Here is a 25,509-nt window from a genome sequence, read left to right as displayed (position 1 = left end):
TCTACCGGCCCTGAGGGGCCGGTTTTGTATCTGGCTTTTAATTTACGAGAATAGGGAAGGAGTGACAGCATGAGTCAGGATTGGGATGCCGGTCGGTTGGACAGCGACCTCGAAGGCGTAGCGTTCGATACCCTGGCGGTACGTGCCGGTCAGCACCGCACGCCGGAAGGCGAACACGGTGATCCGATGTTCTTCACTTCCAGCTATGTGTTCCGCACCGCCGCCGACGCGGCCGCGCGTTTTGCAGGGGAAGTGCCGGGCAACGTCTACTCGCGTTACACCAACCCGACAGTGCGTGCCTTCGAAGAGCGCATTGCTGCCCTGGAAAGCGCCGAGCAAGCGGTGGCTACCGCCACCGGCATGGCGGCGATCATGGCCGTGGTGATGAGCCTGTGCAGCGCCGGCGATCATGTGCTGGTGTCGCGCAGCGTATTCGGCTCGACCATCAGCCTGTTCGAGAAGTACTTCAAGCGTTTTGGCGTCGAAGTCGATTACGTGCCCCTGGCGGATTTGTCCGGCTGGGATGCGGCGATCAAGGCCAACACCAAATTGCTGTTCGTCGAATCGCCGTCCAATCCGCTGGCCGAGTTGGTGGACATCGCGGCTCTGGCAAAAATCGCTCACGCCAAAGGCGCGATGCTGGTGGTCGACAACTGCTTCTGCACTCCGGCGTTGCAGCAACCACTGAAAATGGGCGCGGACATCGTCGTGCATTCGGCCACCAAGTTCATCGACGGCCAGGGGCGTTGCATGGGCGGTGTCGTGGCGGGTCGCAGCGAGCAGATGAAAGAAGTGGTGGGCTTCCTGCGTACCGCTGGGCCGACCCTGAGCCCGTTCAACGCCTGGATCTTCCTCAAGGGCCTGGAAACCCTGAACCTGCGCATGAGGGCTCATTGCGCCAACGCCCAACAGTTGGCTGAATGGCTGGAGCAGCAGGATGGTATCGAGAAAGTCCATTACGCCGGCCTCAAGAGCCATCCGCAGCATGAATTGGCCCAGCGTCAGCAGAAGGGCTTCGGCGCCGTGGTGAGTTTTGAGGTCAAGGGCGGCAAAGAGGGCGCCTGGCGCTTTATCGATGCAACTCGACTGATTTCGATCACCGCCAATCTGGGTGACAGCAAAACCACCATCACACACCCGAGCACCACCTCCCACGGCCGTCTTGCGCCGCAAGAGCGTGAGGCCGCGGGGATTCGTGACAGCCTGATCCGCATCGCGGTCGGTCTGGAAGACGTGGCAGACCTGCAAGCCGACCTGGCGCGCGGGTTGGCTGCCTTGTGATCGAGTTGTCCACGCCAACCGCCTCCAATGGTCGTGTAGCGCTGGTGACCGGCGCTGCGCGGGGCATTGGTCTGGGTATTACCGCCTGGCTGATCAGTGAAGGCTGGCAAGTGGTGCTGACGGATCTGGACCGGGTGCGAGGGTCGAAGGTGGCGAAGGTGCTCGGCGACAACGCCTGGTTCATCGCCATGGACGTCTCCAATGAGGCGCAGGTCGCCTTGGGTGTTGCCGAGGTGCTGGGGCAATTCGGGCGTCTGGATGCGCTGGTGTGCAATGCGGCGGTTGCCGATCCGCACAACACCACTCTGGAAAGTCTCGATCTGGCTTACTGGAATCGGGTGCTGGCGGTCAATCTCAGTGGGCCGATGCTGTTGGCCAAGCACTGCGCGCCCTACCTGCGCGCCCACAGCGGGGCGATCGTCAATCTTGCCTCGACCCGCGCCGGGCAATCGGAACCCGATACCGAGGCGTATGCGGCAAGCAAGGGCGGCCTGTTGGCCCTGACCCATGCCTTGGCCATCAGCTTGGGGCCGGAAATTCGAGTCAATGCGGTCAGCCCGGGCTGGATCGATGCGCGCGACCCTTCGGTGCGCCGTGCCGAGCCGCTGACCGATGCCGATCATGCGCAGCATCCGGCGGGCAGGGTAGGGACGGTCGAGGACGTGGCGGCGATGGTGGCCTGGCTGCTGTCAAAAAATGCCGGTTTCGTCACAGGGCAGGAGTTTGTGGTGGACGGTGGCATGACCAAGAAGATGATCTACAGCGAGTAGATTGAGCTGAAACTCAGGCATTGATGTTGAATCAGCCGTCGTCTTCGCGAGCAGGCTCGCTCCCACATTAGAAATGCGATCCACTGTGGGAGCGAGCCTGCTCGCGAAAGCGGTCAATGCAGTACCGATTGAAAGAATTTTGTCTTTTTCAGAAAAACTTCAATCCTGCTATTGACTTAGGTTCGTTACCTGCGTAAATTTCGCGGCCTCGGAGATGCAAACGGGTGATTAGCTCAGCTGGGAGAGCGTCTGCCTTACAAGCAGAATGTCGGCGGTTCGATCCCGTCATCACCCACCACTCCCGAGAAGCTTGCGAAAGCAAGAGGTAGGCTGAAATGCCTCCACCGACGCGCAGCGGTAGTTCAGTCGGTTAGAATACCGGCCTGTCACGCCGGGGGTCGCGGGTTCGAGTCCCGTCCGCTGCGCCATATTTTCCGAGTCAGGCTCGCCTGGTTCGAGATTGAAAAGCTACTGAGTTTTCAATCAGACGAGTTACTTGGGCGAAAGTCCAAAGCGATACGCAGCGGTAGTTCAGTCGGTTAGAATACCGGCCTGTCACGCCGGGGGTCGCGGGTTCGAGTCCCGTCCGCTGCGCCATATCTGCATCAAGGCCCACTGAACGCCTTGGTGCTACGAAGCTAGCCATCAGTGCTACTTCGAGTCGATAGCAAAGACCCTGGTCGAAAGACCGGGGTTTTTTGTTTCTGAAATTTGATTTTTCCCTTCCTGTATTTTTCCTGTCAGTTCTCTCTGCATGTCTATCCTCAGATAGAGCCATATTTGCGCGCAAGCGCGACGGGGCGAATCCCTTTCTCGTTGTCTGTCGAAATCCACAGCGCACTGTGCCAAAAAGTCGCAGTTTTTTGATCTTTTGGTCAGTTTTTAGTTTTCCGCAAGGTCGTAAATCTATAAACTTAACCCTTCAGTCAGCTTTGCACTGTCATTTCAGCCCTTGAATCGTCAAGAAGGGCTTCTGCAAGACTCGAGAATTCCAGTACATAACCAGAAGGGCGGACCCCATAACCGTCCAGAGGATGATCCATGTCCAACCGTGAAATATCCCGGCGTTCGTTCCTTCAGGGCGGGCTGGTGGCGGGTGTGAGCGTCACGCTTACACCGCTGAGCAGCCAGGCGCTGGCCGCCTTGATGGAAAACAGCGTGACCGTGCCGTCCGAGCAATGGCTTGGCAACAACGGCAAGGCGCGCGCCCGTAACGATGCCTTGTCCAAGGTCTGCGGCAGCAAGGTCTTTGCCCGCGACATCCGCGCCAAGGACATGCCGGGCTGGCCGCAGCAGCAAGGCCACGCCATGCTGCTCAAAACCATCAAGGCTGACCGTATCTACGACGGCTACGACCTGTCGTGGTTGGGCGCCGAGTTGCAGCCGGACCGGATCGTCACCGCCGAGGACCTGGTCAAGGACGGTATCGTCTTTCCGGAAGAACACGCCCCCGATCCACTGTTGCCGGCTGGCAAGGTGCCGATGTTCATCGGTCACCCGGTGGCGATCCTGATCTGGAACGACTTCGAGCGTTTCCGCCAGGCCAAGGCCCAACTCAAGTTCAACGACAAAGCGATTCGTTACGGCGCTCAGGTGCCGTTCTACGAAGGCGATCCCTACGGTAGCTTCCGCTACGTGCGTGTCGGCGGCGCGACCTCGGCAGATGAAGACGAATTCGCCAGCCTCAAGGATTCGATCCTGTTCCCGATGCTGCGCAACCGCCGTCCGGTGTGGAATTCCCAGCCGAACCTGCACGGCAACCTGACCGAGCGCGGCCTGTTCTACGCTGAGCGCATGAAGCAGCAGATCGACTCGCCGCCAGACAACTGGCTGGTGTTCGACGAGCGCTACAAGACCCCATCGATCGAACCAGCAGCAATGGAGCCGGACAACGGCAACGGCTGGTACGACCCGGCGACCAAGACCCTGCATTTTGTGGTGGCGACCCAGTGCCCGCTGGAAACTGCGACCGAGACCGCGAAGATGATCGCGCCGTCGCGTTTCGGCCTGGCCAACCTCAACATGCACCCCGGTTACACGGTCGGTTACGGCTCCAAAGACCACAACATTTTCGTCTACTACGCAGCGCTGGCGGCCTTGTACGGTGCCGGTGTGCCTGTGCGTCTGGCCAACGACCGCTACGAGCAGTTCCAGAGCGGCATCAAGCGTCATCCGTTCGACATCCGCTATCAGCTGGCGGTGGACAAGACCGATCACAGCTTCAAGATTTTCCGCGCCGAGATGAGCGTCGACGGTGGCGGCCGGATCAACTACAGCCCGTCTGTGGCCGCGGTTGGCGCCACGGCGGCGCAGTCGATCTACTACATGCCGCAGAACGATCTGCAGGTCACCGCCTACCATTCCCGTGCCGTAGAAGCCGGATCGATGCGTGGCTACGGCACCCTGCAGAGCATGGCGTCTACCGAGATGATGGTCGATGAAATCGCCGGACGCCTGGGCATCGATGCCATTGAGCTGCGCCGCAAAAACGCCCTGCGTTCGGGCATGAAAAACACCCAGGGCGCGGTTCCTGCGGGCGCTTTGCGTTTGCATGAAATTCTCGACAAGGCCGCTGCTCACGAGGTCTGGAAAAAACGCGACCTGATCAAGATGCAGCGCGAAGCGGCTGACCCTGATCACTGGTATGGCGTCGGTTTTGCCATCTGCCAGAAAGACTTCGGCACCGGTTCCGAAGCGCCGATGGCCAGTATCGAATTCACCGCCGAGGGGCGTATCAACCTGCGTCACATCGGCATCGAAATCGGTACCGGCATGTCCACTTCGCAAGCGATGGTCGTGGCCGATTTCCTCGGTCTGCCTGCGCATGAAGTGAAGACCGGTGAAACCGACTGGAAGGAAATGCAGCTGATCACCGGCGGCAACCCTTACATCATGAGCCAGGCCGAGCAGGACAGCTTCCTGCGCAACCCGCGCTGGGTCGGCAAGATCGCATCGGCCTCGTCGGCGACCAACTCCGCCTACTACTTCAGTCACGCCACCCGTGAAGCGGCGCGTGTGCTGTTCAACCACGGCCTATGGCCGGCGGCGCTGGAGATCTGGCGACAAGGCCCTTACGGCGGCCAGGCCAACCCTTATGTGGTGCGACGCGAAGACGCTCATTGGGTCGACGGCAAACTCACCGCCAACGGCATGGAGCCATTGCCGTTTGCGATGCTGGCCAAGCGTGCCCATGAGCGCGGTCTGGTCACAGGCGCCACCGTGCACGGTTTCAACCGCTGGAGCTGGGCCGAGGCCGAGTACAGCATCGACGGCGTGCGTGAGCGTTTGCCGCTCGATGGCCTGGCGGTCAAGTACGGCGACGGTGCACCGAAGGCGAAACTGGCACAGATGAGCAGCGCCGGTTTCCATCTGCTGGATCGGCAGAACATCGCTTACCCGGTGACCCAGTTGAACAACGCGGCGGTGACTTACTACAGCCCCGTGGCAACGCTGGTGGAATTGAAAGTGAACAAGGGTTCGGCGGAAGTGACAGTGCTCAATCATCACTCGTGGGTCGAGTGCGGTCGGGTGCTGGTGGAAGAACTGGTCAAGGGCCAGATCGAAGGCGGGATCGCCATGGGCATCGGCCACGCGCTGATGGAGGAAATGCCGCTGTACGAAGGTGGGCCGGGGGAGGGTGACTGGAACTTCAACCGTTACCGCTTGCCGATGGCGCGGCACGTGGCGGTCTGGAAACAGACCGCGGAGATCCTGCCGCCGCTGTCGCCGAGCGATCCGTCCAAGGGCATCGCCGAGGTGGTGATGATCCCGGTGGTGGGTGCCATCGGCAACGCCGTGGCCCATGCCATCGGCAAACGTGTCCGCGACCTGCCTATCACTTCTGCACGTATCAAGGAGGCCCTCAATGGCTAACCGTCCGCTTCAACTGACCCTCAACGGTCAATCCGTCGGCCCGGTGGACATCCCTGATGACCTGCCGATGATCGATTACCTGCACGAATACAAGAACCTCACCGGCTCGCGCCTGGGCTGCGGCCAGGGTATCTGCCACGCCTGTGTGGTGATCGTCGATAACCCGGATGGCACCAGCGAAGAAGTGCGTACCTGCATCACCGGCGCGCACTATTTCGAAGGCAAGAAGGTGCGGACCATCGAAGGCCACGCGACCCGTGACGAACAGGGCAAGGTCACCGAGCTGAACCCGATCCAGCAGCGCTTCGTCGACGAGTTCGCCTTCCAGTGCAGCTACTGCGCGCCAGGTTTCGTCAATGCCGCGACGGTGCTGGTGGAAAGGCTGCAGCGTCAGCCAATCGTCAAAAGCCAGCTGGAAAAAGTCATCGAGGACAGCCTTGGTCATCACATCTGCCGCTGCACCGGGTACGTGCGCTACTACAGTGCCACGCGCAACGTGCTGACGGATCTTGGCCTGGTCAAGGAGGGTTGAGCATGAAGCATCTACTGACCCGCCTTGCATTGGCGGTCGGCCTGGCTGCGCCTGTGTTGCTGGCGCAGGCGGATGATCAGGTCAAGCGCGGCGAATACCTCGCCCGTGCCGCCGATTGCATGGCCTGCCACACCGCACCGGGCGGCGCGCCGTTTGCGGGCGGTTTGCCGATCGTCTCGCCGTTCGGCACGATCTACGGCACCAACATCACCCCGAGCAAAGAGCATGGCATCGGTTTGTATAACGATGACGAGTTCTTTGCCGCGCTGACCGAGGGCAAGCGCCGCGATGGTGCCAACCTGTACCCGGCGATGCCTTATACCTCGTATCACCTGATGCCCCGTGAAGACTCCGACGCGATTCACGCCTACCTGAAAACCGTCGAGCCGATCGAACGTGCCGCGCCGGTGACCAGCCTGAGCTTCCCGTTCAACGTTCGCCTGGGCCTGATGGGCTGGAACATGCTCTACGGCAAAGACGTGAGGCTGGCGCCGGTCGAGGGCAAAAGCGAAGCCTGGAAGCGTGGCCAATACATGGTCGACGTGCTTGGCCACTGCGGCGAATGCCACACGCCACGGGGGCTGCCGGGGGCGATGCAGCAAGACAAACGCATGACGGGCGGCCTGCTCAACGGTTATCTGGCGCCGAGCTTGCTGGCCACTCACCTGGCGGCTCGCGGCTGGAATCATCAGGACCTGAGCTCGTTCCTCAAGCACGGCATGAGCGCCCAGGGCACGATGTTCAACGAGATGTTCCCGGTATTCCACAACAGTACCCAGGGCCTGAATGATCCTGATTTGGCGGCCATGGCGACCTTCCTGCTCGGTGATCAGCCACCGGCGGCGAAAGTGCTGACTGATATGCCGTTGGACAAGCTCAGTGCAAGCGCCCAGCGCGGCCGTCAGGAATATTTGAATGTCTGTGCCGGTTGCCATGCGGTCGGTGGCGAAGGCAAGCCGCACATCGCCGTGGCCATGCGCGGCAACACTACGTTGCGTCTGGAAGATCCGCGTAACCTTGTGCGGGTGATCGACGATGGCATCGGCGAACAGAAGTTTGCCGGGTTCGAACACATGCAGCCAATGCCGGGCTTCGCCGAAAAACTCAGCCACGAGCAGCTTACTGATTTGTTGAACTACCTGCGTCAAGGGTGGGGCGGTCAGACGGGTGATCTGGCGGTCAACGAGGTGCAGACGCTGCGCGCAGATGCGCCGCCGCTCGAGCACAAGGCGCACTGACATGCAGCATCTGGATCTGCAAGTGGTGCGCCGGGCGCTGGAGTGGTCGGCGGGCGGGCACCGAGTCTGGCTGTGTACTGTCCTCGCCACCTACGGCTCGGCACCCCGTGCGCCGGGTTCGTTGCTGGCGGTGAGTGCCGATGGACAGTGGATCGGTTCGCTGTCCGGCGGCTGTGTCGAGGAAGACTTTCTCGAACGCGTCGCCGAAGGTGCATTCGAGCAAGCGGTCAGCGTCGTGCGCTACGGCGAAGGCGATGACCCGCGCTCGCGGGTCAGCCTGCCCTGCGGCGGCGTGCTGGATGTGTTGGTCGAGAAGCTTGAGCCTGATTGCGACGTGCAGTCGCATTTGCGCGAGCTGGAGTCGGCACTGTTGGGTCGGCGTCGGTTGATCCGCGAAGTCGACCTGGTTAGCGGCGCACGTAGTCTGTTCGATGATCGCGAACAGGGCGCGCGTGTCGAGCGCGAGATCGACCGGGTTCGACTGCGCGTCGGCGCGGCACAGCGTTTGCTGTTGGCCGGGTACTCCAGCGTGGCGCAGGCTTGCGCGGAATTTGCCGTGGGCCTGGGGTTCGAGGTGATTTTGTGTGATCCGCGTGACGAGGTGCTGCAAGGCGTGGTGCTGGACAACGTGGAGATCCGCCGTCAACTGCCGTCGGTGTTCATCGCCGACGGTGGCTGCCACAGCGATACGGCAGTGGTCGCCCTGACCCACGACCCGCGCATCGATGACCTGGCAATGATGGAAGCGGTGCGAACCGAGGCGTTTTACATCGGAGTGATGGGCTCCCTGCAGACTTCGCAGAAGCGCTTCGAGCGCTTGCGGCGAATTGGTGGTCTGGGGGATGTCGAACTGGCGCGGATTCATGCGCCAATCGGTTTGAACCTGGGCAGTAAGACACCGGCGGAAATTGCCTTGGCGGTGCTGGCCGATATCCTGCGGATTCGCAGCGGTATCGCGCGGGATCGGCTCTAACCCCAATACCACTGTGGGAGCGAGCCTGCTCGCGAAGAGGTCGTGTCAGTCAGCATTGATATGTCTGACACACCGTCTTCGCGAGCAGGCTCGCTCGCACACAGTTTTGCAGTGTTACTTAGTAGCCAAACTTGTCACGCAATCCGTAATACCAGGCGCCCAATGCCGCAAACGGTGTGCGTAGCAATTGACCGCCAGGGAAGGGGTAGTGCGGCAGGTCTGCAAACGCGTCGAAACGCTCGGCCTGGCCACGTAGCGCTTCAGCCAGGACCTTGCCTGCCAGGTGCGTGTAGGTCACGCCGTGGCCGCTGCAACCCTGGGAATAATAGATGTTGTCACCCAGGCGTCCGACCTGCGGCAGGCGCGACAGGGTCAGCAGGAAGTTGCCGGTCCAGGCGTAGTCGATCTTCACATCTTTAAGCTGCGGGAAGGCCTTGAGCATCTTCGGCCGAATGATTGCCTCGATGTTCGCCGGATCCCGCGCGCCATACACCACGCCGCCGCCGAAAATCAGGCGCTTGTCACCACTCAGGCGGTAGTAGTCGAGCAGGTAGTTGCAGTCCTCGACGCAGTAGTCCTGAGGCAGCAGGCTTTTCGCCAATGCATCGCCCAAGGGCTCCGTGGTAATGACTTGAGTGCCACATGGCATCGACTTGGCGGCCAGTTCCGGCACCAGATTGCCCAGGTACGCGTTGCCCGCCACGATGATAAATTTTGCCCGGACCTTACCTTGCGGCGTATGCACCACAGGATTCGCACCACGCTCGATGCGCACGGCCGGTGATTGCTCGTAAAGGGTGCCGCCCAGCGACTCCACGGCAGCCGCTTCGCCCAGCGCCAGATTGAGCGGGTGGATGTGCCCGCCACTCATATCCAGCATGCCGCCGACGTATTGATCGCAGGCCACCACTTCACGGATGCGTCGCTGGTCCATCAGTTCGAGTTGCGTGTGACCGAAGCGCTCCCACAGGCGCTTCTGGGATTCCAGGTGGCCCATCTGTTTAGGGGTGATGGCGGCGAACACACCACCGTCCTTCAAGTCGCACTGGATGTTGTACCTGGCGACCCGCTCACGAATGATCCGCCCGCCCTCGAACGCCATTTGCCCCAGCAACTGAGCCTGCTTGGGACCGACACTGCGCTCGATCACATCAATATCGCGGCTGTAGCTGTTCACGATCTGGCCGCCGTTACGTCCCGACGCGCCGAAACCCACCTTGGCCGCTTCCAGCACCGTTACCCGGAAACCACTCTCCAGCAGAAACAGCGCCGCCGACAGTCCGGTGTAACCGGCGCCGATCACACAGACATCAGTCTCAACATCATCCTGCAGAGCCGGGCGCGGCGGCACCGCATTGGCCGATGCGGCGTAGTAGGACTCTGGGTAGGGGGTGTTCGCCATCCTGCTGCCTCTGTTTAATATATTTTACGAGTGTGTCGATCCTACCCGAGTTAAAAAACCACCGCCAGCCACCGGAAAATCTTCTTTGCAGCCGAAAAATTAAATATTTTGCATATTCATAGGGTTAGCTCGAAAAAAGGTGTTGACACCCCTCCGGAATTCCGTAGAATGCCGCCTCACAGCAGGCACGTAGCTCAGTTGGTTAGAGCACCACCTTGACATGGTGGGGGTCGTTGGTTCGAGTCCAATCGCGCCTACCAAACAAAATCCGCTCTGCTGGGCGGTCTAGAAGGGCTCACCGAAAGGTGGGCCCTTTTTTGTTGTCTGCGATTTGCAAAGCTTTTGCGAAACACGGCTTACCTCCCCATTTGAAGCGACTCTCCAGACCTACTCAATAATTTTCAACCCTACCGTATTCCTTGCCAATTTCGCGCGTTCGCTCCAGGCGATGGTGTGGCTGGCTTTGTTCCAGCGCACTTTTCGAATGTCACGATCCGCAGCTCTTTCCATGGCGTCAGCGATGAACCGGATATTGATAGTGGCTCCTGCGCACTCTCCCTGATGGAGCAGGGCTGCTTTCCAGGCCTCGAGGTCGCTCATGTTCGAGCGCTCGACGATGACGACCTTCTTGAACCCATTGGCCACAAAATGGATCTCGTAACGCTCCCTCATCACGCATGCGTCCCGGTGCTGATTTCATATGATAAATATTATCATTTGCGAGCGACGGATCGAAATGAGTTTGATCGAATGAAAACCAATTCGTTTTGATATTGAACTGATCGCACCGAATGGCATCCAACCTGAACACGTGACCAAGTGCTTCGCTGGCTTTTGTGCGGGAGACCGATATGGGGGGGGGGGCGAGGGATGATCAAGTTCTATGCGACTTATTTGTCCATTTGCCTTCTGCTTCAATGGATGGTGGTCAAGTCGTCCTCGTGGATCGCGTCTCATGTTCTTCTGAAGTGGATTTTGTAACCCGATAACCAGTCACTGTCCTGACAGGTCATGCCGCCACAGTCACACCGCCATTCAGGCGTAGAATGGGCAGTACTACCTCATCTAAAGGAGTCGAACATGATCTCCGACCAAATGAACAAGCAGTCATCCGAATCTAAAACCGTCTGGGATCAATACTTCTGCGCGGCGTTGATTGCCGAAAGCAATCTGACAGCACCGGTTGTCGGCGGCGCTACTCACGAAGACAGGCAGAACCTGTTGATCGAGAGGGCCAAAGCCCTCGCTGACAAAATGATGGAAAACAGAAAATAACCAGAGCCCAGCCATCGCGCTGGGCTCTTCACATCTGATACGCCTCACCGATGCTGTGTCGAGTCAGGCAATCAGTTCGACTTTGCCGGTCGCCAGTCGATAGATGCCCCCGACTATTTTCAGTTTGCCGTTACCGAGCGCGTCGGTCAGCAGAGGCGTGGCCTTCTTGAGGCGGTCGACCGTGTTTTTGACATTCTGAACGGTTGCGTTTTCCACCAGGTCTCCGGGCTGGTTGATGACTGTCTCGATAGAGGGTTTGAGTGCGTCAGTCAGTTTCTGGATTTGCCCAGGGAACACGGTGTGCTCTTTTACGGCTTTTATACCGGCCTCGATGGCGCCGCAGCTCTCATGCCCCAATACCAGAATGAGTGGCGCACCCAGCACGGCAACGCCGTATTCAAGACTGGCCAGACCTTCATCTGTAACGAAATTACCAGCGACGCGTATGGCGAATAGATCACCTCGTGCGGTATCGAAAGCGTACTCGGGTGCGATACGGGAGTCGGAGCAGCTCAGTACTGCCACGAACGGATTCTGGCCGGAGACCAACGCTTCACGTTCGCTCTTGAAGTCGTGTTTCTTGGAGTTGCCACTGATATATCGCTCATTTCCCTTCATCAACCGTTTCAAGGCTTCATCCGGGTTGATCACGTTTTTAGGTTTTGGCGGCGCTGAGGTTTTTTCTGCTGCCTGAATGACCCGGTCGGGCAGGATACCGGCAAGTAGCAGGGCACCGGCTCCTAGCCCGGCAACCCGAAGAAAATGGCGACGATCATTCATTTTTGAAGCAGAGTTTGAATCGCATGATTCACACATGATGTCGTGTACTCAGTTCAATTCGGTGGGAATGACAGCTGTTGGGGGTAGTGTCTGCAGGGCTCTGAGGCACTGGAGTGTTGAAGTCTAGCCGGTCTGCAACGTTATGTTTTCCGCAGCCTCCGGGAGCGCGTCGACGGAGCGTCAACCCGTGAATGGCAAAGTGCGAGGTGGGTGCAAACCCATGGGACATGGGCTACTACTGACAGGTTGATTCAACGACGTCCTGACAGGAGTTTCTCGATGCTGACTCACTGGTTTCTTGCGGCAGTGCATCTTTTGGCGTTTGCGCTTGGGTTCTGGGCCGTTCTGGTTCGCGGTACGAATTTTCGGCGTCTGGCAGTCGGCACGGGGGAGGCTCGCAGCGTGTTGATCGCGGATAACCTGTGGGGGATTTCTGCGCTCATTCTGCTGGTTACCGGTGGGATGCGAGCCTTTGGCGGGTACGAGAAAGGTACGGATTACTACCTGCATCAGCCGTTGTTCCACCTCAAGATGACGCTCTTCGTTCTTATCCTGCTGCTTGAAGTGACGCCGATGGTGACCTTGATCAAGTGGCGGGTGGCGCTGGCGCGTGGCGCGGGAATCGATACCGGGCGCGCGACGCTGTTTGCGCGCATCAGTCATGTCGAGGCGTTGCTGCTGTTGCTGATGGTGATCGCGGCCACTGGCATGGCACGCGGCGTGACGTTTGGCTAGTCGGGGGTGGTCGGGTGCATCGGCGCTTGAATCTTTAGCCAGCCGTCATTCCGGGGTGAACGGGCTGGCTACTGACTGCATCAGAATTCAGGGAGTTTGTGGCTTGTCCGGGGCGGTCAGGCCAGCCTGAATGCGCTGATAGATCTCTTCGCGGTGCACCGCAACGTCTTTCGGGGCGTTGATGCCGATCCGGACTTGCTGACCGCTTACGCCCAGAATGGTGATCGTAATGTCATCGCCAATGTTTATGCTTTCACCGACTTTGCGGGTGAGTATCAGCATGGTCTTCTCCTTGATTGCTTTATGGGGCACCTGATTCGGACAGTGCAGAGGTCGGTGGTATGTATAGATTAGTGCGAAGTCTCACGGTTTGGGTGCCTCTTTCTGACGTGCAGATGCAGCATTAATTCCCAAGGCGTAACTATACAGAGGCCGCAACCATCATTCTCGTTGTTTTGCGCCCATTTTGCGGCACTCGGGACGTAATCATGAGTGTTAAAATCTTCGCTTTAAGCATTCAGAGGGCAACGCTGTGCGCAAAATGGTTTTGGTAATGGCGGTACTGGCGCTGGCGGGATGTGGTGAAGGCAAGCGCGCTGACGCACCGAAGCCGCAGCCGGCAACGATCGCCGCACCTGCGCAGGCATCAGCGCCGCAATGGGACCTGGAAGTGCGGGGTGAATCATCCCAGGCAGTCAGCGACATCAGTGGCTGGTTGATCGAGCACAATTTCATGACCAATGTCGTCCGGGAGAATGGCAAGGTCCGAGTGCTGATGGGGCCGTTCAATTCAAAAGCCGAGGCCGAGGCCAAGCAGGCGGAGGTCAGCGCGGCCATCACCCGGGCGAAGCAGAAGAACATAGAGCTGCTGGTGCTGGAGCGACCGGTCGCTCAGTAACAACGCAATGGCTGTTTCGCGATCAAGCCAGGGCAGTCAAACCAGGGCAGTGCAAGTGGACTTGTTGATGGTCGAGCCCACTGGAAACACAAAGGCCTCGGGGTTGAACCCGAGGCCTTTGTGTTTTTAATGGGCGTTTAACCGCAGGCTTTCATGTCGACCGGTCCGACAAACTCGTTGCCGCGTCCCATGACGCACGCCACGCTCTGGTTGCGTTGACGTTCCCAGGCCTGAACCGGATAGGTTTTGTCCCAGGCTTCATACAGTTGGCGATCCTGTTTCGACAGGCGCAATCCGTACTGCTTGCTCATGTAGAAATAAGTCCGGGCGATCATGCCGCGAACGGATGGGCGAGGCATGACCTTCTTCGCCTTGAAGTCGACCTGAGTCAGGCACGAACCATATTGACCCGATTGCTCCGGCAGCCAGCCGAAACTGAAGTTGCTGCGATCGCCATTCACTTCACCGATGCTGGGCACCAGGTTATGCAGATCGGCCTCGGCCTTCTGATAGACAGAATCGTACCGCGTGCAATTCTTGCGTCCGCCTTCTTGCCAGCATTGGCGCTGATGACCAATCTGCCAGGCGGGAACAATGTGCTCCCACTCGATGCGGGCAGCGCGCTTGGCATTTTTGCGCGGCACATATCCACAGGCCGCGAGGTTCACCCGGTTGCCGGTGTATTTACAGCCGCAATAAAACTCGGTGGATTGTGGTGCGTACAGCTTCCAGGCCACTTTCTTGGCTTCGTCGAAAGTGCGTGGCGCATCGGCCTGGGCGCCCATGGCGAACAACAGAAACAGCAAAGCAAAACAGCGGACACTCATTGACTCAATCTTCCTTCGGCACAACCCAGAAAATCTGCACGCCACCATCGTCGCGATAGGCGAGGGTGACGTTGTCGTTCTCGTCGATTTCTTCGAGCAAGCGCTCCCACTCATCCACGGGCTCGTCCGGAAGACGGAAAATCAGGGCTGCCTTGGCTTTTTGAGCAGTGGGGGAGTTGATGATTTTCTGAACGCGCAAGCCCATGCGGACATAGGCGTCAGGTGAAGCGGAAGTGGTGTCCACGGAATTTTCCTTATTAAGCTGTACGTGCATACAGTATTTAACTGTAGGCATTTTCGCAACTGCTTAAAACTCAAGAAAATCTTCTGACAGCCGTTTTTTCGTTTTGGCGTAGGGCGAAGGGAGATTTTTTATCGGGGGGAGGTGAGAGCCACTCGCCAAGGCTGGCGAGTGGTGAAATCAGTGCCCGACCGAAATCGTTCGGGCGAGGGCGAATCAATACTCCCAGAACATCCTTTGCAACTCTTTACTGTCGTTGGTCTTGGTCAGGGCAACCATGGCCAGGATGCGTGCTTTTTGCGGATTCAGGTCGTGCGCCACGACCCAGTCGTACTTGTCGTCAGGCTGCTCGGCGTTGCGCAGTACGAAGCCACCGGCGTTGACGTGGGAAGAACGAATGATTTGCACGCCGTCCTTGCGCAGGGCTTGCAGGCTTGGAACGACCCGCGAGGACACAGAGCCATTGCCGGTGCCGGCATGGATGATAGCTTTGGCTCCCGACTGAGCCAGTGCCTTATAGGCGGTGTCGCCAACGTTGCCATAGGAGTAGGCGATTTCAACGTCAGGCAGGCTCTTGATGGTCTTGATGTCGAATTCCGAATCCATGGTGTGGCGCTTGGCTGGCAAGCGGAACCAGTAGGATTTGCCTTCCACCACCATTCCGAGCGGACCCCAGGCGCTTTTGAATGCCTCGGTCTTGATGTTGACCATTTTGCTGACGTCACGACCTGACTGGATTTCATCGTTCATGGTCACGAGCACGCCTTTGCCGCGTGCCTCTTTGCTGCTGGCCACGGCCACTGCGTTGTAGAGGTTGAGCATGCCGTCGGCAGACATGGCGGTGCCGGGGCGCATGGAGCCAACGACGATGATCGGCTTGTCGGTTTTTTCCACCAGGTTCAAGAAGTAGGCGGTTTCTTCCAGGGTGTCGGTGCCGTGGGTAATCACGATACCGTCGACATCTGCGCTGTCGGCCAGTTCGGCCACGCGGTGACCCAATTGCAGCAGGTTGTCGTTGGTGATGCTCTCGGATGCGATCTGCATGACCTGTTCGCCGCGAACGTTAGCCAATTGGCTCAGTTCCGGAACGCCGGCGATCAATTTGTCGACGCCGACTTTTGCCGCTTGATAGGTGGCGCTGTTGGCCGTGCTGGCACCGGCGCCGGCAATGGTGCCGCCGGTGGCCAGAATCACCACGTTCGCCAGTTTCTGTTGGGTTTCGACTTCTTTTGCCTGAAGGGCTGTCGGCAGGAGTAGCAGGAGGGCCAAGGCGCCCGGAACAAAAGTCTTGATAGCAGATGTCATTATTTTTCTCTCTAGTCGTGACGGTGCTGATGCAGGTTCATCTAGATGTGCCCCGGCGAATCTGAACGCTTGGGGTGCTGGAGAAGAGCAGGATCTGTACCAGTCATGTGTTGCATGGAGAAAAACCTTTAACCTATTGATTTGTTTAAATATTTAAACGAGTCATGCGAAGTGCGGACGCTTGGGATGTCCGGTTATCCGACCGTCTGGCGTTTTTGTGTTCGGCTCACCGAAAAGGATGGCTGTTGAACAGGTCTTTCTGACGGCTGGTGAAACAGAGCTAAAGAAACCCGTGCACAGGTCGATCTTCTTCCTGAGGAATTTTTTATTCATGGAGTTCATATGTCGTTGACTGTCGGTTTTCCAAGTGCATTCGTGATCAACATCGGTGGGAAATCACCGGCGCCCGTCGAATCGTCGACTGAGGTGGAGGGGGGTGAGAAAAAGGCGGTTAGCCCCGGTGATGTTCACGGTTCTGAATCCGAAAGCGGTGACAGTCAAAGCATTGCGGTGAAGACGCTGCTCAAACGCATGCAGGAGCTGCAACAGCAACTGCGCGAACAGCAGCAGCAATTGGCGGCCACGCAAGCCGCGGCGTTTCCAACACCGGACGCCAAGTCGACGGCAGTGATGGCGATTCAGGGCCAGATTGCCGATACATCGGCCGCCCTGTTGCAAGTGACTGCCGCCCTGGTAAAGGAATTGACCAAATCCGCGAGTACGGGAAGCGTGATCAGTACGACGGCATGATAAAAAACAGTCGGTTTTTATCCAGGCTTCGAGCCTGTAAAGGGCATTTCCGGTCGTTGACAAATTTTGACAAGGTTCGCATAGTTCGATCAACGCAAACGTTTGCGCGGCCATGACGGTGGACAAAATCCATCGATAGCGCCACGTAGCTTACGTCGGCGCAAGCGTTGCTCACAATAATCATAAGATCGGAGTGAACCCATGAAGCTGCCATTCGCTGGACGTCTTCTTGCTGTCGCTATGCTGGCCGCCGCTGCCGCCGCGTTACCTGTCTCTTCGGCTTTTGCCGAAACACCCGCCAAGCCTAAAGTCGCACTGGTTATGAAATCCCTGGCCAACGAATTCTTCCTGACCATGGAAGACGGTGCCAAGGCCTACCAGAAAGACCACTCCAGCGAATTCGAGCTGATCTCCAACGGTATCAAGGACGAAACGGACACCGCCAACCAGATCCGTATTGTCGAGCAGATGATCGTTTCAAAAGTCGATGCGCTGGTCATCGCGCCAGCTGATTCCAAGGCCATGGTGCCGGTGATCAAGAAAGCGGTCGATGCCGGTATCACCGTGATCAACATCGACAATCAGCTTGACCCGGCGGTGGTGAAAAGCAAAAACATCAGCGTTCCGTTCGTAGGTCCGGATAACCGCAAAGGGGCGCGACTGGTGGGTGAGTACCTGGCCAAGCAGCTCAAGGCCGGTGATGAAGTCGGCATTATCGAAGGCGTGTCCACCACCACCAACGCCCAGGCCCGCACCGCGGGTTTCAAGGATGCGATGGAGGCTGCGCAGATCAAGGTGGTGTCCGTGCAGTCCGGTGACTGGGAGATCAACAAGGGCAACCAGGTTGCCTCCGCCATGCTCAGCGAATACCCGCAAATCAAGGCCCTGCTGGCCGGTAATGACAGCATGGCGGTCGGTGCAGTGTCTGCCGTGCGCGCCGCGGGCAAGGCCGGCAAAGTGCAAGTAGTCGGCTACGACAATATCAATGCCATCAAGCCGATGCTCAAGGACGGTCGTGTGCTGGCCACTGCCGATCAGTTCGCGGCCAAACAAGCGATATTCGGTATCGAGACCGCGTTGAAAATGATCAAGGGCGAGAAAGTCGACAGCGCCAACGGTGTGATCGAGACACCGGTAGAGCTGGTTACAAAGTAATCCTCTGGCGACACAGCAGTGCTCGTCCGCCCGGGCGGGCACATGGAGAGTTTTTATGTCTGTTCGCGCCCCGAACGCTGTCCTGTCGGTCAGCGGTATCGGCAAGACCTACGCCCAACCGGTGCTGACCGGCATCGACCTGACGCTCATGCGCGGTGAAGTGCTGGCGCTGACCGGTGAAAACGGCGCAGGCAAAAGCACGCTGTCGAAAATCATGGGTGGACTGGTCGCGCCGACCACTGGCCAGATGCAATTTCAGGGGCAGGATTATCGTCCTGGCAGCCGCACTCAGGCGGAAGACCTGGGCATCCGCATGGTCATGCAGGAACTCAATCTGCTGCCCACCCTGTCGGTGGCGGAAAACCTCTTTCTCCATAACCTGCCCAGCAACGGCGGCTGGATCAATCGCAAGCAATTGCGCAAGGCCGCGATCGAAGCCATGGCTCAGGTCGGGCTCGACGCGATCGATCCGGACACGCTTGTCGGCGAACTCGGCATCGGCCACCAGCAAATGGTCGAGATCGCCCGCAACCTGATCGGCGATTGCCACGTGCTGATCCTCGACGAACCGACCGCGATGCTCACGGCCCGGGAGGTCGAGATGCTGTTCGAGCAGATCACCCGTCTGCAGGCGCGTGGTGTGTCGATCATCTATATCTCCCATCGCCTCGAAGAACTGGCCCGGGTCGCCCAGCGCATTGCAGTGCTGCGCGATGGCCATCTGGTGTGCGTCGAGCCGATGGCCAATTACAACAGCGAGCAATTGGTCACTTTGATGGTGGGCCGAGAACTGGGTGAACACATCGACATGGGGCCGCGCAACATCGGGGCTCCGGCGTTGACGGTTCAGGGCCTGACCCGTGCCGATAAGGTTCGTGATGTGTCGTTCGAGGTACGCGCCGGCGAGATCTTCGGCATTTCCGGCCTGATCGGGGCAGGGCGCACCGAATTGCTGCGCCTGATCTTCGGCGCCGATACCGCGGACAGCGGCACGGTGGCGCTGGGCTCGCCGGCTCAGGTCGTCAGCATCCGTTCTCCCGTGGATGCGGTCGGTCATGGCATCGCCCTGATCACCGAGGACCGCAAGGGTGAAGGCCTGCTGTTGACGCAGTCGATCAGCGCCAACATCGCGCTGGGCAATATGCCCGGTATCTCCAGCGGCGGCTTCGTCAACAACGGCGACGAGACCTCCCTGGCCCAGCGTCAGATCGACGCCATGCACATTCGCAGTTCCGGTCCGACACAGTTGGTGTCCGAATTGTCAGGCGGCAACCAGCAGAAAGTGGTAATCGGTCGTTGGCTTGAACGCGATTGCTCGGTGCTGCTGTTCGACGAGCCGACCCGGGGCATCGACGTCGGTGCCAAGTTCGACATTTATGCGCTACTCGGCGAATTGACCCGCCAGGGCAAGGCACTGGTGGTGGTGTCCAGCGACCTGCGTGAATTGATGTTGATCTGCGACCGGATCGGCGTGCTGTCGGCGGGCCGTCTGATCGACACGTTCGAGCGCGACAGCTGGACCCAGGATGATTTGCTTGCCGCTGCATTTGCCGGCTACCAAAAACGTGATGCGCTGCTCAACGAAGCAGCGCCTAGGGATCTTCCATGAAAACCGCTTCTTTAGCCGGCAAACCCAGCGGCAATTTTTTTGGCCTAGGCACTTATCTGGGCCTGGCCGGTGCCTTGCTGGCGATGGTGGTGCTGTTCTCGATCCTGAGCAGCCATTTTCTGTCTTACGACACCTTCAGCACCTTGGCCAACCAGATTCCTGACCTGATGGTCCTGGCGGTCGGCATGACCTTCGTGTTGATTATCGGCGGCATCGATCTGTCGGTGGGGTCGGTGCTGGCGCTCGCTGCGTCGACAGTCAGTGTGGCGATTCTCGGCTGGGGCTGGAATGTCCTGCCCGCGGCATTGCTCGGCATGGTGGTGGCTGCGCTGGCCGGAACCCTCACGGGTTCGATCACCGTGGCGTGGCGCATACCGTCGTTCATCGTTTCCCTCGGCGTGCTGGAGATGGCCCGCGGCGTGGCGTACCAGATGACCGGTTCGCGCACGGCGTACATCGGCGATGCCTTCGCCTGGTTTTCCAATCCGATCGCCTTCGGCATTTCGCCGTCCTTTATCATTGCGTTGCTGATCATCTTCATCGCCCAGGCCGTGTTGACCCGTACCGTGTTCGGTCGCTACCTGATCGGCATCGGCACCAACGAAGAAGCGGTGCGGCTGGCGGGGATCAATCCCAAGCCCTACAAAATCCTGGTGTTCAGCCTGATGGGGTTGTTGGCCGGGATCGCCGCGCTGTTTCAGATTTCGCGCCTGGAAGCGGCGGACCCGAATGCGGGCTCCGGTCTGGAGCTGCAAGTGATCGCCGCGGTGGTGATCGGTGGCACCAGCTTGATGGGGGGGCGTGGTTCGGTGATCAGCACGTTCTTTGGCGTGTTGATCATTTCCGTATTGGCGGCCGGCCTGGCGCAGATCGGCGCAACCGAACCCACCAAGCGCATCATCACCGGCGCGGTGATCGTGGTCGCGGTGGTGCTCGATACCTATCGCAGTCAACGCGCAAGCCGGCGGACCTGAACCATGGCAACGATCAAGGATGTAGCAGCACTCGCGGGGATTTCCTACACAACGGTTTCCCACGTGGTGAACAAGACCCGGCCGGTCAGCGAAGAGGTGCGGATCAAGGTCGAGGCGGCGATCAAAACCCTGGACTATGTACCCAGCGCCGTGGCCCGGTCCCTCAAGGCCAAAACCACGGCGACCATCGGTTTGCTGGTGCCCAACAGTCTTAACCCGTACTTCGCCGAGCTGGCCCGGGGCATCGAGGATTGCTGCGAGCGCAATGGTTATTGCGTAATCCTCTGCAACTCTGACGATAACCCGGATAAGCAACGCAATTACCTGCGGATGCTGCTGGAAAAACGCATCGACGGGCTGATCGTCGCGTCGGCGGGTGGTGATAGCGGGTTGGCGCAGGGCTTGTCGGGCGTACGCACGCCGATGGTGATTGTCGACCGCGGGCTGGAAGGCGTCGATGCGGACCTGGTGCGCATCGATCACGAATACGGTGCCTACCTGGCAACCCGGCACCTGCTGGAATTGGGGCACCGTGATATCGCCACCATCAGCGGTCCGGCAACGACCCGCGTGGCGCAGATGCGTCTGGCCGGTTTCCGCCGGGCACTGAAAGACGCGGGCATCGAAGTGCGCGGCGAGCGCATGCTGGAAAGTGACTTCACCAGCACCGGTGGCTACAACGCTGCCGCGATCCTGCTGGAGCGCAACCCGCCCAGCGCCATCTTCGCCGCCAACGACATGATCGGTATCGGCGTGCTGCGAGCTGCCGCCGAGCGCAATGTGCGCGTACCGACGCAGCTGTCGGTAATCGGCTTCGACGATATCCAGATGAGTCGTTATGTCTATCCGGCGTTGACCACGGTGGGGCAGTCGATCCTGCAGCTTGGCGAAATGGCCGCTGAAGTGCTGCTGCGCAGGATCGCCACGCCGGATCTGGCGACTGAACAGCGGATCGTGACGCCAAGCATTGTTATGCGTGAATCGACCGCGCCACTGGCCGGTGTGTTTGCCGAATACCGCTAAAACTGATTAAACGAGTAGTGATGAATGCCAGCAAAAGTAGTGGTTATAGGCAGCCTGAACATGGACCTGGTGACCCGGGCCCCGAGGCTGCCGCAGGGTGGTGAAACGTTGATCGGCCATTCGTTTACCAAGGTCTGCGGCGGCAAGGGTGCGAATCAGGCCGTGGCCGCCGCGCGATTGGGGGCTCAGGTGTCGATGGTCGGCTGCGTGGGGCGCGATGCCTATGGTGAAGAGCTTCGCGCGGCCCTGTTGGCCGAGCAGGTCGATTGTCAGGCGGTCAGCACCGTGGACGATTCCAGTGGTGTGGCGTTGATTGTGGTCGATGACAACAGCCAGAACGCGATCGTGATCGTCGCGGGTGCCAACGGCGCACTGACGCCGGCAGTGGTCGGCTGCTTCGATTCGGTCCTGCAGGCCGCCGATGTGATTATTTGTCAGCTGGAAGTGCCGGATGCCACGGTAGGCCACGCGCTCAAGCGCAGTCGGGAACTGGGCAAGATCGTGATCCTCAATCCGGCACCGGCCAGTCGCCCGTTGCCTGCAAATTGGTATGAGAACATCGATTACCTGATTCCTAACGAGAGCGAAGCGTCGACGCTGAGCGGTTTGCCGGTGGACTCTCGGCAAACCGCGCAAGCCGCCGCCAGCCGCCTGATCGAGTTGGGCGCCGGCAAGGTGATCATCACCCTCGGTGCCCAGGGCTCGCTACTGGCCGATGGCCGGCGCATCGAGCATTTCCCTGCGCCGACCGTGAAGGCAGTTGACACCACGGCGGCCGGCGATACGTTCGTCGGTGGTTTTGCCGCTGCGCTGGCGGGCGGTAAAGGCGAAGCCGAAGCGATCCGTTTCGGCCAGGTTGCCGCAGCGTTGTCGGTCACCCGAGCCGGCGCGCAACCCTCGATTCCCACTCTGTCCGAAGTGCAGGCGTTCAAGACACCATGAAAAAGACACCCTTGCTCAACGTTGCACTGTCGAGGCTGATCGCATCCCTGGGGCATGGCGACACCGTGGTGATCGGCGATGCGGGTCTGCCGGTACCGCCCGGTGTCGAGTTGATCGACCTGGCCTTGACCCACGGTATTCCGGATTTCATCGGCACCCTGAAAGTTGTTCTCAGCGAGATGCAGGTTGAAAGCCATGTGCTGGCCCGGGAAATCCTGGAGAAAAGGCCGTCGGCACTGGCTGCCCTGGATGAACTGAGCGGCGAGGGTGCCCTCGGGCAGCGTGATCTGCTCAGTCATGAGCAATTGAAGGTCCTTAGCCGACAGGCCCGGGCGATTGTTCGGACCGGCGAATGCCAGCCGTACTGCAACATCGTTTTGGTCGCCGGGGTGACGTTCTGACAGGTTTTTATGCTCTACCCTGCACAAGGAGTGCGCCCTGTATCGTTATGCCCGGAAACTGCCTCATCTGCTTCGGAGTCTGCTGCTTTTGTCCCTGATTACCGCAAACGGCGCCCACGCGGCGGAAAAGATCGACTTGATCATCGACACCGACCCCGGTGCGGACGATGTGATTGCCCTGCTGTTTGCACTGGCATCGCCGCAGGAGTTGAGCATCCGCGCATTGACCACCGTCGCCGGCAACGTACGCCTGGACAAGACCTCGCGTAACGCAAGGCTGGCTCGTGAGTGGGCTGGGCGCGAGGACGTACCGGTTTATGCAGGAGCGAAGAAGCCGCTGATGCGCAAACCCATCTATGCCGAGGACATCCATGGCAAGGAAGGGCTATCGGGCATCACTGTCTATGAGCCGAAGAAAGGCCTGGCCGAGGGCAATGCGATCCAGTACCTGATCGACACCCTGATGGCGGCCAAGTCCCATAGCATCACCATTGCCATACTCGGACCACAGACCAACCTGGCCCTGGCACTGATCCAGGAGCCGGAAATCGTCCGGGGCATCAAGGAAGTGGTGATCATGGGCGGCGCGCACTTCAACGGCGGCAACATTACGCCCGTGGCAGAGTTCAACCTGTTCGCCGATCCTCAGGCAGCCGAGGTGGTGCTCAAGAGTAGTGTGAAACTGACTTACCTGCCGCTGGACGTGACCCACAAGATCCTCACCAGCGACACGCGTCTGCAGCAGATTGCGGCATTGAACAACAATGCGAGCAAGCGGGTGGTCGACATTCTGAATGAATACATCAAGGCTGATATGGAGCACTACGGCATTCCGGGTGGCCCGGTGCATGACGCAACGGTTATTGCCTATCTGCTCAGGCCGCAGCTATTCAGTGGTCGTGAAGTGAACGTCGTGATTGATAGTCGCGAAGGTCCAACCCTTGGCCAGACCATCGTCGATTGGTACGACAGTCTCAAGGCGCCGAAAAATGCCTTCTGGGTTGAAAATGGCGATGCCCAGGGCTTCTTCGATTTGCTGACCGAGCGCCTTGCGCGCCTGAAGTAGCCCTCGGACTGCAGGTGCCTGCCGGCGGTTTTTTACGCCTTGCCGGTATGGGGTGCACCCAAGTGATTGATTTCGTATTTTTCGAAAATTTGCGCGATAAATTGCTGGGCTGCTTCGGTTCCCAGTCCTTTGACCAATAGATCGATACCGATGATTGCCAGCTCTTCCGGACTGCCCGGACTGTAAGAGCTGTGGCCTTGTGGCCACTTGACAGTGATGTTGGCGTCGATGCTTACGGTGGTCATGATGGCGCTCGTGCAGTCGGAAAAGTCGAAGTGTCGAGTTAACCATTTTGCGGCGCTTTTGGCACTCCGACTTAGGAATGAGTAGAGGGCTATGCGACACTGGGTCCTTGATGACTTTTCAAGGACTGTGCTGTGCAGATCGATCTGAACACCCCTGACGGCTTGACCCTTGACGCCGTGCGTCAGCTGCTGGCATCAGCCAGCGACGATGAGCACACGCAATTGCGTGTGACCAAGGGCGGCATCGCCTATATTTCTTCGGGGGTCGTGGGCGGCACCGATATCGACGGATTGCTGTTCCGACTGGAAACCTGGGCCAAGGGTTCAGGTTATGTCGGGCGTGTCGCAGCCAGCGACGAGGTCTGGGTGATGCAGATTTTCAATGCGCTGAAACAGAACTGGCCGAAACCGGCCTTTGATTACATCGACGTCTATTGAGCGTTATTAATATTCAGTCACGATTGAAGGGTGAAGTGCAGGGTAGTGCTCAGGCAAACTCGCCGTTTGTCCGTAGTCAAAGGGCAGATCGTCAGTCTTCCCGTGAAACCAAACGCCGGAATGGCGGTCGCACGATCTCAGCTTAACTCTCGAAAATAGGAGGCTTCATGCCTTGGAAGCTCGCGTCATTGGGTACTTTGTTGGCCGTTGCCATGCTGGCCGGCTGCAGCACTGCCACCACCGAGTCGGCAACTGACCCTGTAACGACGACTGACACAGGTTACAGCCGTTGCGAGGCCAAAGCGGCCGAATTCACCATTGGCAAACAGGCTTCACCTGAATTGCTGGAGCAGGCGCGTACACGGGCCGGCGCGCAGAATGCGCGGTTCCTCCTGCCTACCGACATGGTGACGATGGAGTACCGCTCAGACCGTCTGAACCTCAATACCGATGCCAATCGGATCGTCACCCGCGTCAACTGCGGCTGATCGTTCAGGCTTTTGCATTGCCCACAAAAAACCCCGTCACATGGACGGGGTTTTTTTAGTGCGCCTGGATATTACTCTGGGCGAACTTGAGCAGCTTGCATACCCTTTTGGCCTTTCTCAGCCACGAAGGAAACGGTTTGGCCTTCTTTCAGGCTTTTGAAACCGTCGCTTTCGATAGCTTTGAAGTGTACGAACAGGTCGTCACCGCCACCTTGAGGAGTGATGAAGCCGAAGCCTTTTTCATCGTTGAACCATTTAACGGTGCCGGTTTGGCGATTAGACATGGTG

28 protein-coding genes and 4 tRNA genes are annotated in these 25,509 nt (G+C 58.9%); 23 read left to right on the top strand and 9 right to left on the bottom strand.

The window, feature by feature from the left end; genetic code table 11:
- The first annotated feature begins 69 nt into the window (after nucleotides 1–69).
- From BJ917_RS07385 to BJ917_RS07340, 9 genes are all read left to right on the top strand, one after another.
- Nucleotides 70–1,281 carry an O-succinylhomoserine sulfhydrylase gene (locus BJ917_RS07385; RefSeq protein WP_096512549.1) on the top strand — a complete coding sequence of 404 codons (1,212 nt, stop codon included), beginning with the start codon at nucleotides 70–72 and terminating at the stop codon, nucleotides 1,279–1,281.
- The gene (locus BJ917_RS07380) at nucleotides 1,278–2,051 is read left to right on the top strand and encodes an SDR family oxidoreductase (protein ID WP_096512548.1); all 774 of its coding nucleotides are present in this window, start codon (nucleotides 1,278–1,280) and stop codon (nucleotides 2,049–2,051) included. The genes BJ917_RS07385 and BJ917_RS07380 overlap by 4 nt, the downstream gene beginning before the upstream one ends.
- Nucleotides 2,052–2,273: 222 nt before the next feature.
- Nucleotides 2,274–2,349, top strand: a tRNA-Val gene (locus BJ917_RS07370).
- A gap of 53 nt (nucleotides 2,350–2,402) precedes the next feature.
- Nucleotides 2,403–2,479 (top strand) — tRNA-Asp (locus tag BJ917_RS07365).
- A gap of 92 nt (nucleotides 2,480–2,571) precedes the next feature.
- Nucleotides 2,572–2,648: transfer RNA gene (locus tag BJ917_RS07360), tRNA-Asp, on the top strand.
- Between the two features lie 444 nt (nucleotides 2,649–3,092).
- Nucleotides 3,093–5,924 carry a xanthine dehydrogenase family protein molybdopterin-binding subunit gene (locus BJ917_RS07355; RefSeq protein WP_121102870.1) on the top strand — a complete coding sequence of 944 codons (2,832 nt, stop codon included), beginning with the start codon at nucleotides 3,093–3,095 and terminating at the stop codon, nucleotides 5,922–5,924.
- A complete protein-coding gene (locus tag BJ917_RS07350; RefSeq protein ID WP_121102868.1) occupies nucleotides 5,917–6,456 on the top strand; it encodes a (2Fe-2S)-binding protein in 540 nt (179 codons plus the stop codon). Before BJ917_RS07355 ends, BJ917_RS07350 begins: the two co-directional genes overlap by 8 nt.
- Before the next feature lie 2 nt (nucleotides 6,457–6,458).
- On the top strand, nucleotides 6,459–7,694 hold the full coding sequence (locus BJ917_RS07345) for a cytochrome c (protein WP_121102866.1): 1,236 nt from the start codon (nucleotides 6,459–6,461) through the stop codon (nucleotides 7,692–7,694).
- A 1-nt stretch (nucleotide 7,695) separates the two neighbouring features.
- Complete coding sequence (locus tag BJ917_RS07340; protein ID WP_121102864.1) at nucleotides 7,696–8,667, top strand: XdhC family protein; 972 nt, start codon at nucleotides 7,696–7,698, stop codon at nucleotides 8,665–8,667.
- 118 nt (nucleotides 8,668–8,785) lie between these two features.
- Here the strand turns inward: BJ917_RS07340 and BJ917_RS07335 are convergent, their stop codons facing one another.
- On the bottom strand, nucleotides 8,786–10,069 hold the full coding sequence (locus tag BJ917_RS07335) for an FAD-binding oxidoreductase (RefSeq protein ID WP_121102862.1): 1,284 nt from the start codon (nucleotides 10,067–10,069) through the stop codon (nucleotides 8,786–8,788).
- A 183-nt stretch (nucleotides 10,070–10,252) separates the two neighbouring features.
- On the opposite strand from BJ917_RS07335, the gene BJ917_RS07330 reads away from it, so the two are divergent.
- A tRNA-Val gene (locus BJ917_RS07330) sits at nucleotides 10,253–10,329 on the top strand.
- A 127-nt stretch (nucleotides 10,330–10,456) separates the two neighbouring features.
- On the opposite strand, the gene BJ917_RS07325 is transcribed toward BJ917_RS07330, so the two are convergent.
- Entirely contained in the window at nucleotides 10,457–10,741 is a 285-nt protein-coding gene (locus BJ917_RS07325; protein WP_096512542.1) for a hypothetical protein, read from the bottom strand.
- Between the two features lie 408 nt (nucleotides 10,742–11,149).
- Here BJ917_RS07325 and BJ917_RS07320 point away from each other — a divergent pair, with 408 nt between their 5' ends.
- On the top strand, nucleotides 11,150–11,344 hold the full coding sequence (locus tag BJ917_RS07320; RefSeq protein WP_096512541.1) for a hypothetical protein: 195 nt from the start codon (nucleotides 11,150–11,152) through the stop codon (nucleotides 11,342–11,344).
- A 63-nt stretch (nucleotides 11,345–11,407) separates the two neighbouring features.
- On the opposite strand, the gene BJ917_RS07315 is transcribed toward BJ917_RS07320, so the two are convergent.
- Entirely contained in the window at nucleotides 11,408–12,160 is a 753-nt protein-coding gene (locus tag BJ917_RS07315) for a carbonic anhydrase (protein ID WP_096512540.1), read from the bottom strand.
- A gap of 243 nt (nucleotides 12,161–12,403) precedes the next feature.
- On the opposite strand from BJ917_RS07315, the gene BJ917_RS07310 reads away from it, so the two are divergent.
- On the top strand, nucleotides 12,404–12,859 hold the full coding sequence (locus BJ917_RS07310) for a DUF2214 family protein (RefSeq protein WP_121102860.1): 456 nt from the start codon (nucleotides 12,404–12,406) through the stop codon (nucleotides 12,857–12,859).
- Nucleotides 12,860–12,946: 87 nt separating this feature from the next.
- Here BJ917_RS07310 and csrA read toward each other — a convergent pair whose 3' ends face one another.
- Entirely contained in the window at nucleotides 12,947–13,141 is a 195-nt protein-coding gene (gene csrA / locus BJ917_RS07305; protein ID WP_007938114.1) for a carbon storage regulator CsrA, read from the bottom strand.
- 250 nt (nucleotides 13,142–13,391) lie between these two features.
- On the opposite strand from csrA, the gene BJ917_RS07300 reads away from it, so the two are divergent.
- Nucleotides 13,392–13,757 (top strand): penicillin-binding protein activator LpoB, encoded by a 366-nt coding sequence (locus BJ917_RS07300; RefSeq protein ID WP_096512538.1) that lies wholly within the window; start codon nucleotides 13,392–13,394, stop codon nucleotides 13,755–13,757.
- 137 nt (nucleotides 13,758–13,894) lie between these two features.
- On the opposite strand, the gene BJ917_RS07295 is transcribed toward BJ917_RS07300, so the two are convergent.
- From BJ917_RS07295 to BJ917_RS07285, 3 genes are all read right to left on the bottom strand, one after another.
- Nucleotides 13,895–14,584, bottom strand: coding sequence for an endonuclease (locus BJ917_RS07295; RefSeq protein WP_121102858.1), 690 nt, complete (start codon nucleotides 14,582–14,584; stop codon nucleotides 13,895–13,897).
- 4 nt (nucleotides 14,585–14,588) lie between these two features.
- Nucleotides 14,589–14,879 carry a DUF1654 domain-containing protein gene (locus BJ917_RS07290; protein WP_121102856.1) on the bottom strand — a complete coding sequence of 97 codons (291 nt, stop codon included), beginning with the start codon at nucleotides 14,877–14,879 and terminating at the stop codon, nucleotides 14,589–14,591.
- Between the two features lie 162 nt (nucleotides 14,880–15,041).
- The gene (locus tag BJ917_RS07285) at nucleotides 15,042–16,130 is read right to left on the bottom strand and encodes an asparaginase (protein ID WP_121102854.1); all 1,089 of its coding nucleotides are present in this window, start codon (nucleotides 16,128–16,130) and stop codon (nucleotides 15,042–15,044) included.
- 342 nt (nucleotides 16,131–16,472) lie between these two features.
- Between BJ917_RS07285 and BJ917_RS07280 the strand changes: the two genes are divergently transcribed.
- From BJ917_RS07280 to BJ917_RS07245, 8 genes are all read left to right on the top strand, one after another.
- Entirely contained in the window at nucleotides 16,473–16,880 is a 408-nt protein-coding gene (locus BJ917_RS07280) for a hypothetical protein (RefSeq protein WP_121102852.1), read from the top strand.
- 201 nt (nucleotides 16,881–17,081) lie between these two features.
- Complete coding sequence (locus tag BJ917_RS07275; RefSeq protein ID WP_096512533.1) at nucleotides 17,082–18,035, top strand: sugar ABC transporter substrate-binding protein; 954 nt, start codon at nucleotides 17,082–17,084, stop codon at nucleotides 18,033–18,035.
- A gap of 55 nt (nucleotides 18,036–18,090) precedes the next feature.
- Nucleotides 18,091–19,644: a sugar ABC transporter ATP-binding protein gene (locus BJ917_RS07270; RefSeq protein WP_096512532.1), complete on the top strand. Its 1,554-nt coding sequence runs from the start codon at nucleotides 18,091–18,093 to the stop codon at nucleotides 19,642–19,644.
- Nucleotides 19,641–20,618, top strand: coding sequence for an ABC transporter permease (locus tag BJ917_RS07265; protein WP_121102850.1), 978 nt, complete (start codon nucleotides 19,641–19,643; stop codon nucleotides 20,616–20,618). The genes BJ917_RS07270 and BJ917_RS07265 overlap by 4 nt, the downstream gene beginning before the upstream one ends.
- Nucleotides 20,619–20,621: 3 nt before the next feature.
- Nucleotides 20,622–21,641, top strand: coding sequence for a LacI family DNA-binding transcriptional regulator (locus BJ917_RS07260; RefSeq protein ID WP_096512530.1), 1,020 nt, complete (start codon nucleotides 20,622–20,624; stop codon nucleotides 21,639–21,641).
- 24 nt (nucleotides 21,642–21,665) lie between these two features.
- On the top strand, nucleotides 21,666–22,583 hold the full coding sequence (gene rbsK, locus BJ917_RS07255; protein WP_121102847.1) for a ribokinase: 918 nt from the start codon (nucleotides 21,666–21,668) through the stop codon (nucleotides 22,581–22,583).
- Nucleotides 22,580–22,984 carry a D-ribose pyranase gene (gene rbsD / locus BJ917_RS07250; RefSeq protein WP_096512528.1) on the top strand — a complete coding sequence of 135 codons (405 nt, stop codon included), beginning with the start codon at nucleotides 22,580–22,582 and terminating at the stop codon, nucleotides 22,982–22,984. Before rbsK ends, rbsD begins: the two co-directional genes overlap by 4 nt.
- Nucleotides 22,985–23,021: 37 nt before the next feature.
- Nucleotides 23,022–24,050 carry a nucleoside hydrolase gene (locus BJ917_RS07245; protein ID WP_121102844.1) on the top strand — a complete coding sequence of 343 codons (1,029 nt, stop codon included), beginning with the start codon at nucleotides 23,022–23,024 and terminating at the stop codon, nucleotides 24,048–24,050.
- 32 nt (nucleotides 24,051–24,082) lie between these two features.
- On the opposite strand, the gene BJ917_RS07240 is transcribed toward BJ917_RS07245, so the two are convergent.
- Nucleotides 24,083–24,295 carry a hypothetical protein gene (locus tag BJ917_RS07240; RefSeq protein WP_096512526.1) on the bottom strand — a complete coding sequence of 71 codons (213 nt, stop codon included), beginning with the start codon at nucleotides 24,293–24,295 and terminating at the stop codon, nucleotides 24,083–24,085.
- A 132-nt stretch (nucleotides 24,296–24,427) separates the two neighbouring features.
- On the opposite strand from BJ917_RS07240, the gene BJ917_RS07235 reads away from it, so the two are divergent.
- Both BJ917_RS07235 and BJ917_RS07230 read left to right on the top strand, forming a co-directional pair.
- Entirely contained in the window at nucleotides 24,428–24,733 is a 306-nt protein-coding gene (locus BJ917_RS07235) for a hypothetical protein (RefSeq protein ID WP_096512525.1), read from the top strand.
- A gap of 167 nt (nucleotides 24,734–24,900) precedes the next feature.
- Nucleotides 24,901–25,221 (top strand): I78 family peptidase inhibitor, encoded by a 321-nt coding sequence (locus BJ917_RS07230; RefSeq protein ID WP_096512524.1) that lies wholly within the window; start codon nucleotides 24,901–24,903, stop codon nucleotides 25,219–25,221.
- 71 nt (nucleotides 25,222–25,292) lie between these two features.
- Here BJ917_RS07230 and BJ917_RS07225 read toward each other — a convergent pair whose 3' ends face one another.
- On the bottom strand, nucleotides 25,293–25,505 hold the full coding sequence (locus tag BJ917_RS07225; protein ID WP_003179963.1) for a cold-shock protein: 213 nt from the start codon (nucleotides 25,503–25,505) through the stop codon (nucleotides 25,293–25,295).
- Nucleotides 25,506–25,509 lie beyond the last annotated feature (4 nt).

It is taken from the genome of Pseudomonas sp. WPR_5_2 (assembly GCF_003634475.1).
Taxonomy (GTDB): domain Bacteria; phylum Pseudomonadota; class Gammaproteobacteria; order Pseudomonadales; family Pseudomonadaceae; genus Aquipseudomonas; species Aquipseudomonas izuensis.
This window is presented reverse-complemented; position numbering and strand designations above follow the sequence as displayed.

Excerpts from the sequence above, each read along its gene's own strand:
- BJ917_RS07385 (WP_096512549.1), top strand. The coding sequence starts at position 70 with ATGAGTCAGGATTGGGATGCCGGTCGGTTGGACAGCGACCTCGAAGGC.
- BJ917_RS07355 (WP_121102870.1), top strand. The coding sequence starts at position 3,093 with ATGTCCAACCGTGAAATATCCCGGCGTTCGTTCCTTCAGGGCGGGCTG.
- BJ917_RS07350 (WP_121102868.1), top strand. The coding sequence starts at position 5,917 with ATGGCTAACCGTCCGCTTCAACTGACCCTCAACGGTCAATCCGTCGGC.
- BJ917_RS07345 (WP_121102866.1), top strand. The coding sequence starts at position 6,459 with ATGAAGCATCTACTGACCCGCCTTGCATTGGCGGTCGGCCTGGCTGCG.
- BJ917_RS07340 (WP_121102864.1), top strand. The coding sequence starts at position 7,696 with ATGCAGCATCTGGATCTGCAAGTGGTGCGCCGGGCGCTGGAGTGGTCG.
- BJ917_RS07335 (WP_121102862.1), bottom strand. The coding sequence starts at position 10,069 with ATGGCGAACACCCCCTACCCAGAGTCCTACTACGCCGCATCGGCCAAT.
- BJ917_RS07325 (WP_096512542.1), bottom strand. The coding sequence starts at position 10,741 with ATGAGGGAGCGTTACGAGATCCATTTTGTGGCCAATGGGTTCAAGAAG.
- BJ917_RS07320 (WP_096512541.1), top strand. The coding sequence starts at position 11,150 with ATGATCTCCGACCAAATGAACAAGCAGTCATCCGAATCTAAAACCGTC.
- BJ917_RS07315 (WP_096512540.1), bottom strand. The coding sequence starts at position 12,160 with ATGTGTGAATCATGCGATTCAAACTCTGCTTCAAAAATGAATGATCGT.
- BJ917_RS07310 (WP_121102860.1), top strand. The coding sequence starts at position 12,404 with ATGCTGACTCACTGGTTTCTTGCGGCAGTGCATCTTTTGGCGTTTGCG.
- csrA (WP_007938114.1), bottom strand. The coding sequence starts at position 13,141 with ATGCTGATACTCACCCGCAAAGTCGGTGAAAGCATAAACATTGGCGAT.
- BJ917_RS07295 (WP_121102858.1), bottom strand. The coding sequence starts at position 14,584 with ATGAGTGTCCGCTGTTTTGCTTTGCTGTTTCTGTTGTTCGCCATGGGC.
- BJ917_RS07290 (WP_121102856.1), bottom strand. The coding sequence starts at position 14,879 with ATGCCTACAGTTAAATACTGTATGCACGTACAGCTTAATAAGGAAAAT.
- BJ917_RS07285 (WP_121102854.1), bottom strand. The coding sequence starts at position 16,130 with ATGACATCTGCTATCAAGACTTTTGTTCCGGGCGCCTTGGCCCTCCTG.
- BJ917_RS07280 (WP_121102852.1), top strand. The coding sequence starts at position 16,473 with ATGTCGTTGACTGTCGGTTTTCCAAGTGCATTCGTGATCAACATCGGT.
- BJ917_RS07275 (WP_096512533.1), top strand. The coding sequence starts at position 17,082 with ATGAAGCTGCCATTCGCTGGACGTCTTCTTGCTGTCGCTATGCTGGCC.
- BJ917_RS07270 (WP_096512532.1), top strand. The coding sequence starts at position 18,091 with ATGTCTGTTCGCGCCCCGAACGCTGTCCTGTCGGTCAGCGGTATCGGC.
- BJ917_RS07265 (WP_121102850.1), top strand. The coding sequence starts at position 19,641 with ATGAAAACCGCTTCTTTAGCCGGCAAACCCAGCGGCAATTTTTTTGGC.
- BJ917_RS07260 (WP_096512530.1), top strand. The coding sequence starts at position 20,622 with ATGGCAACGATCAAGGATGTAGCAGCACTCGCGGGGATTTCCTACACA.
- rbsK (WP_121102847.1), top strand. The coding sequence starts at position 21,666 with ATGCCAGCAAAAGTAGTGGTTATAGGCAGCCTGAACATGGACCTGGTG.
- rbsD (WP_096512528.1), top strand. The coding sequence starts at position 22,580 with ATGAAAAAGACACCCTTGCTCAACGTTGCACTGTCGAGGCTGATCGCA.
- BJ917_RS07240 (WP_096512526.1), bottom strand. The coding sequence starts at position 24,295 with ATGACCACCGTAAGCATCGACGCCAACATCACTGTCAAGTGGCCACAA.
- BJ917_RS07230 (WP_096512524.1), top strand. The coding sequence starts at position 24,901 with ATGCCTTGGAAGCTCGCGTCATTGGGTACTTTGTTGGCCGTTGCCATG.
- BJ917_RS07225 (WP_003179963.1), bottom strand. The coding sequence starts at position 25,505 with ATGTCTAATCGCCAAACCGGCACCGTTAAATGGTTCAACGATGAAAAA.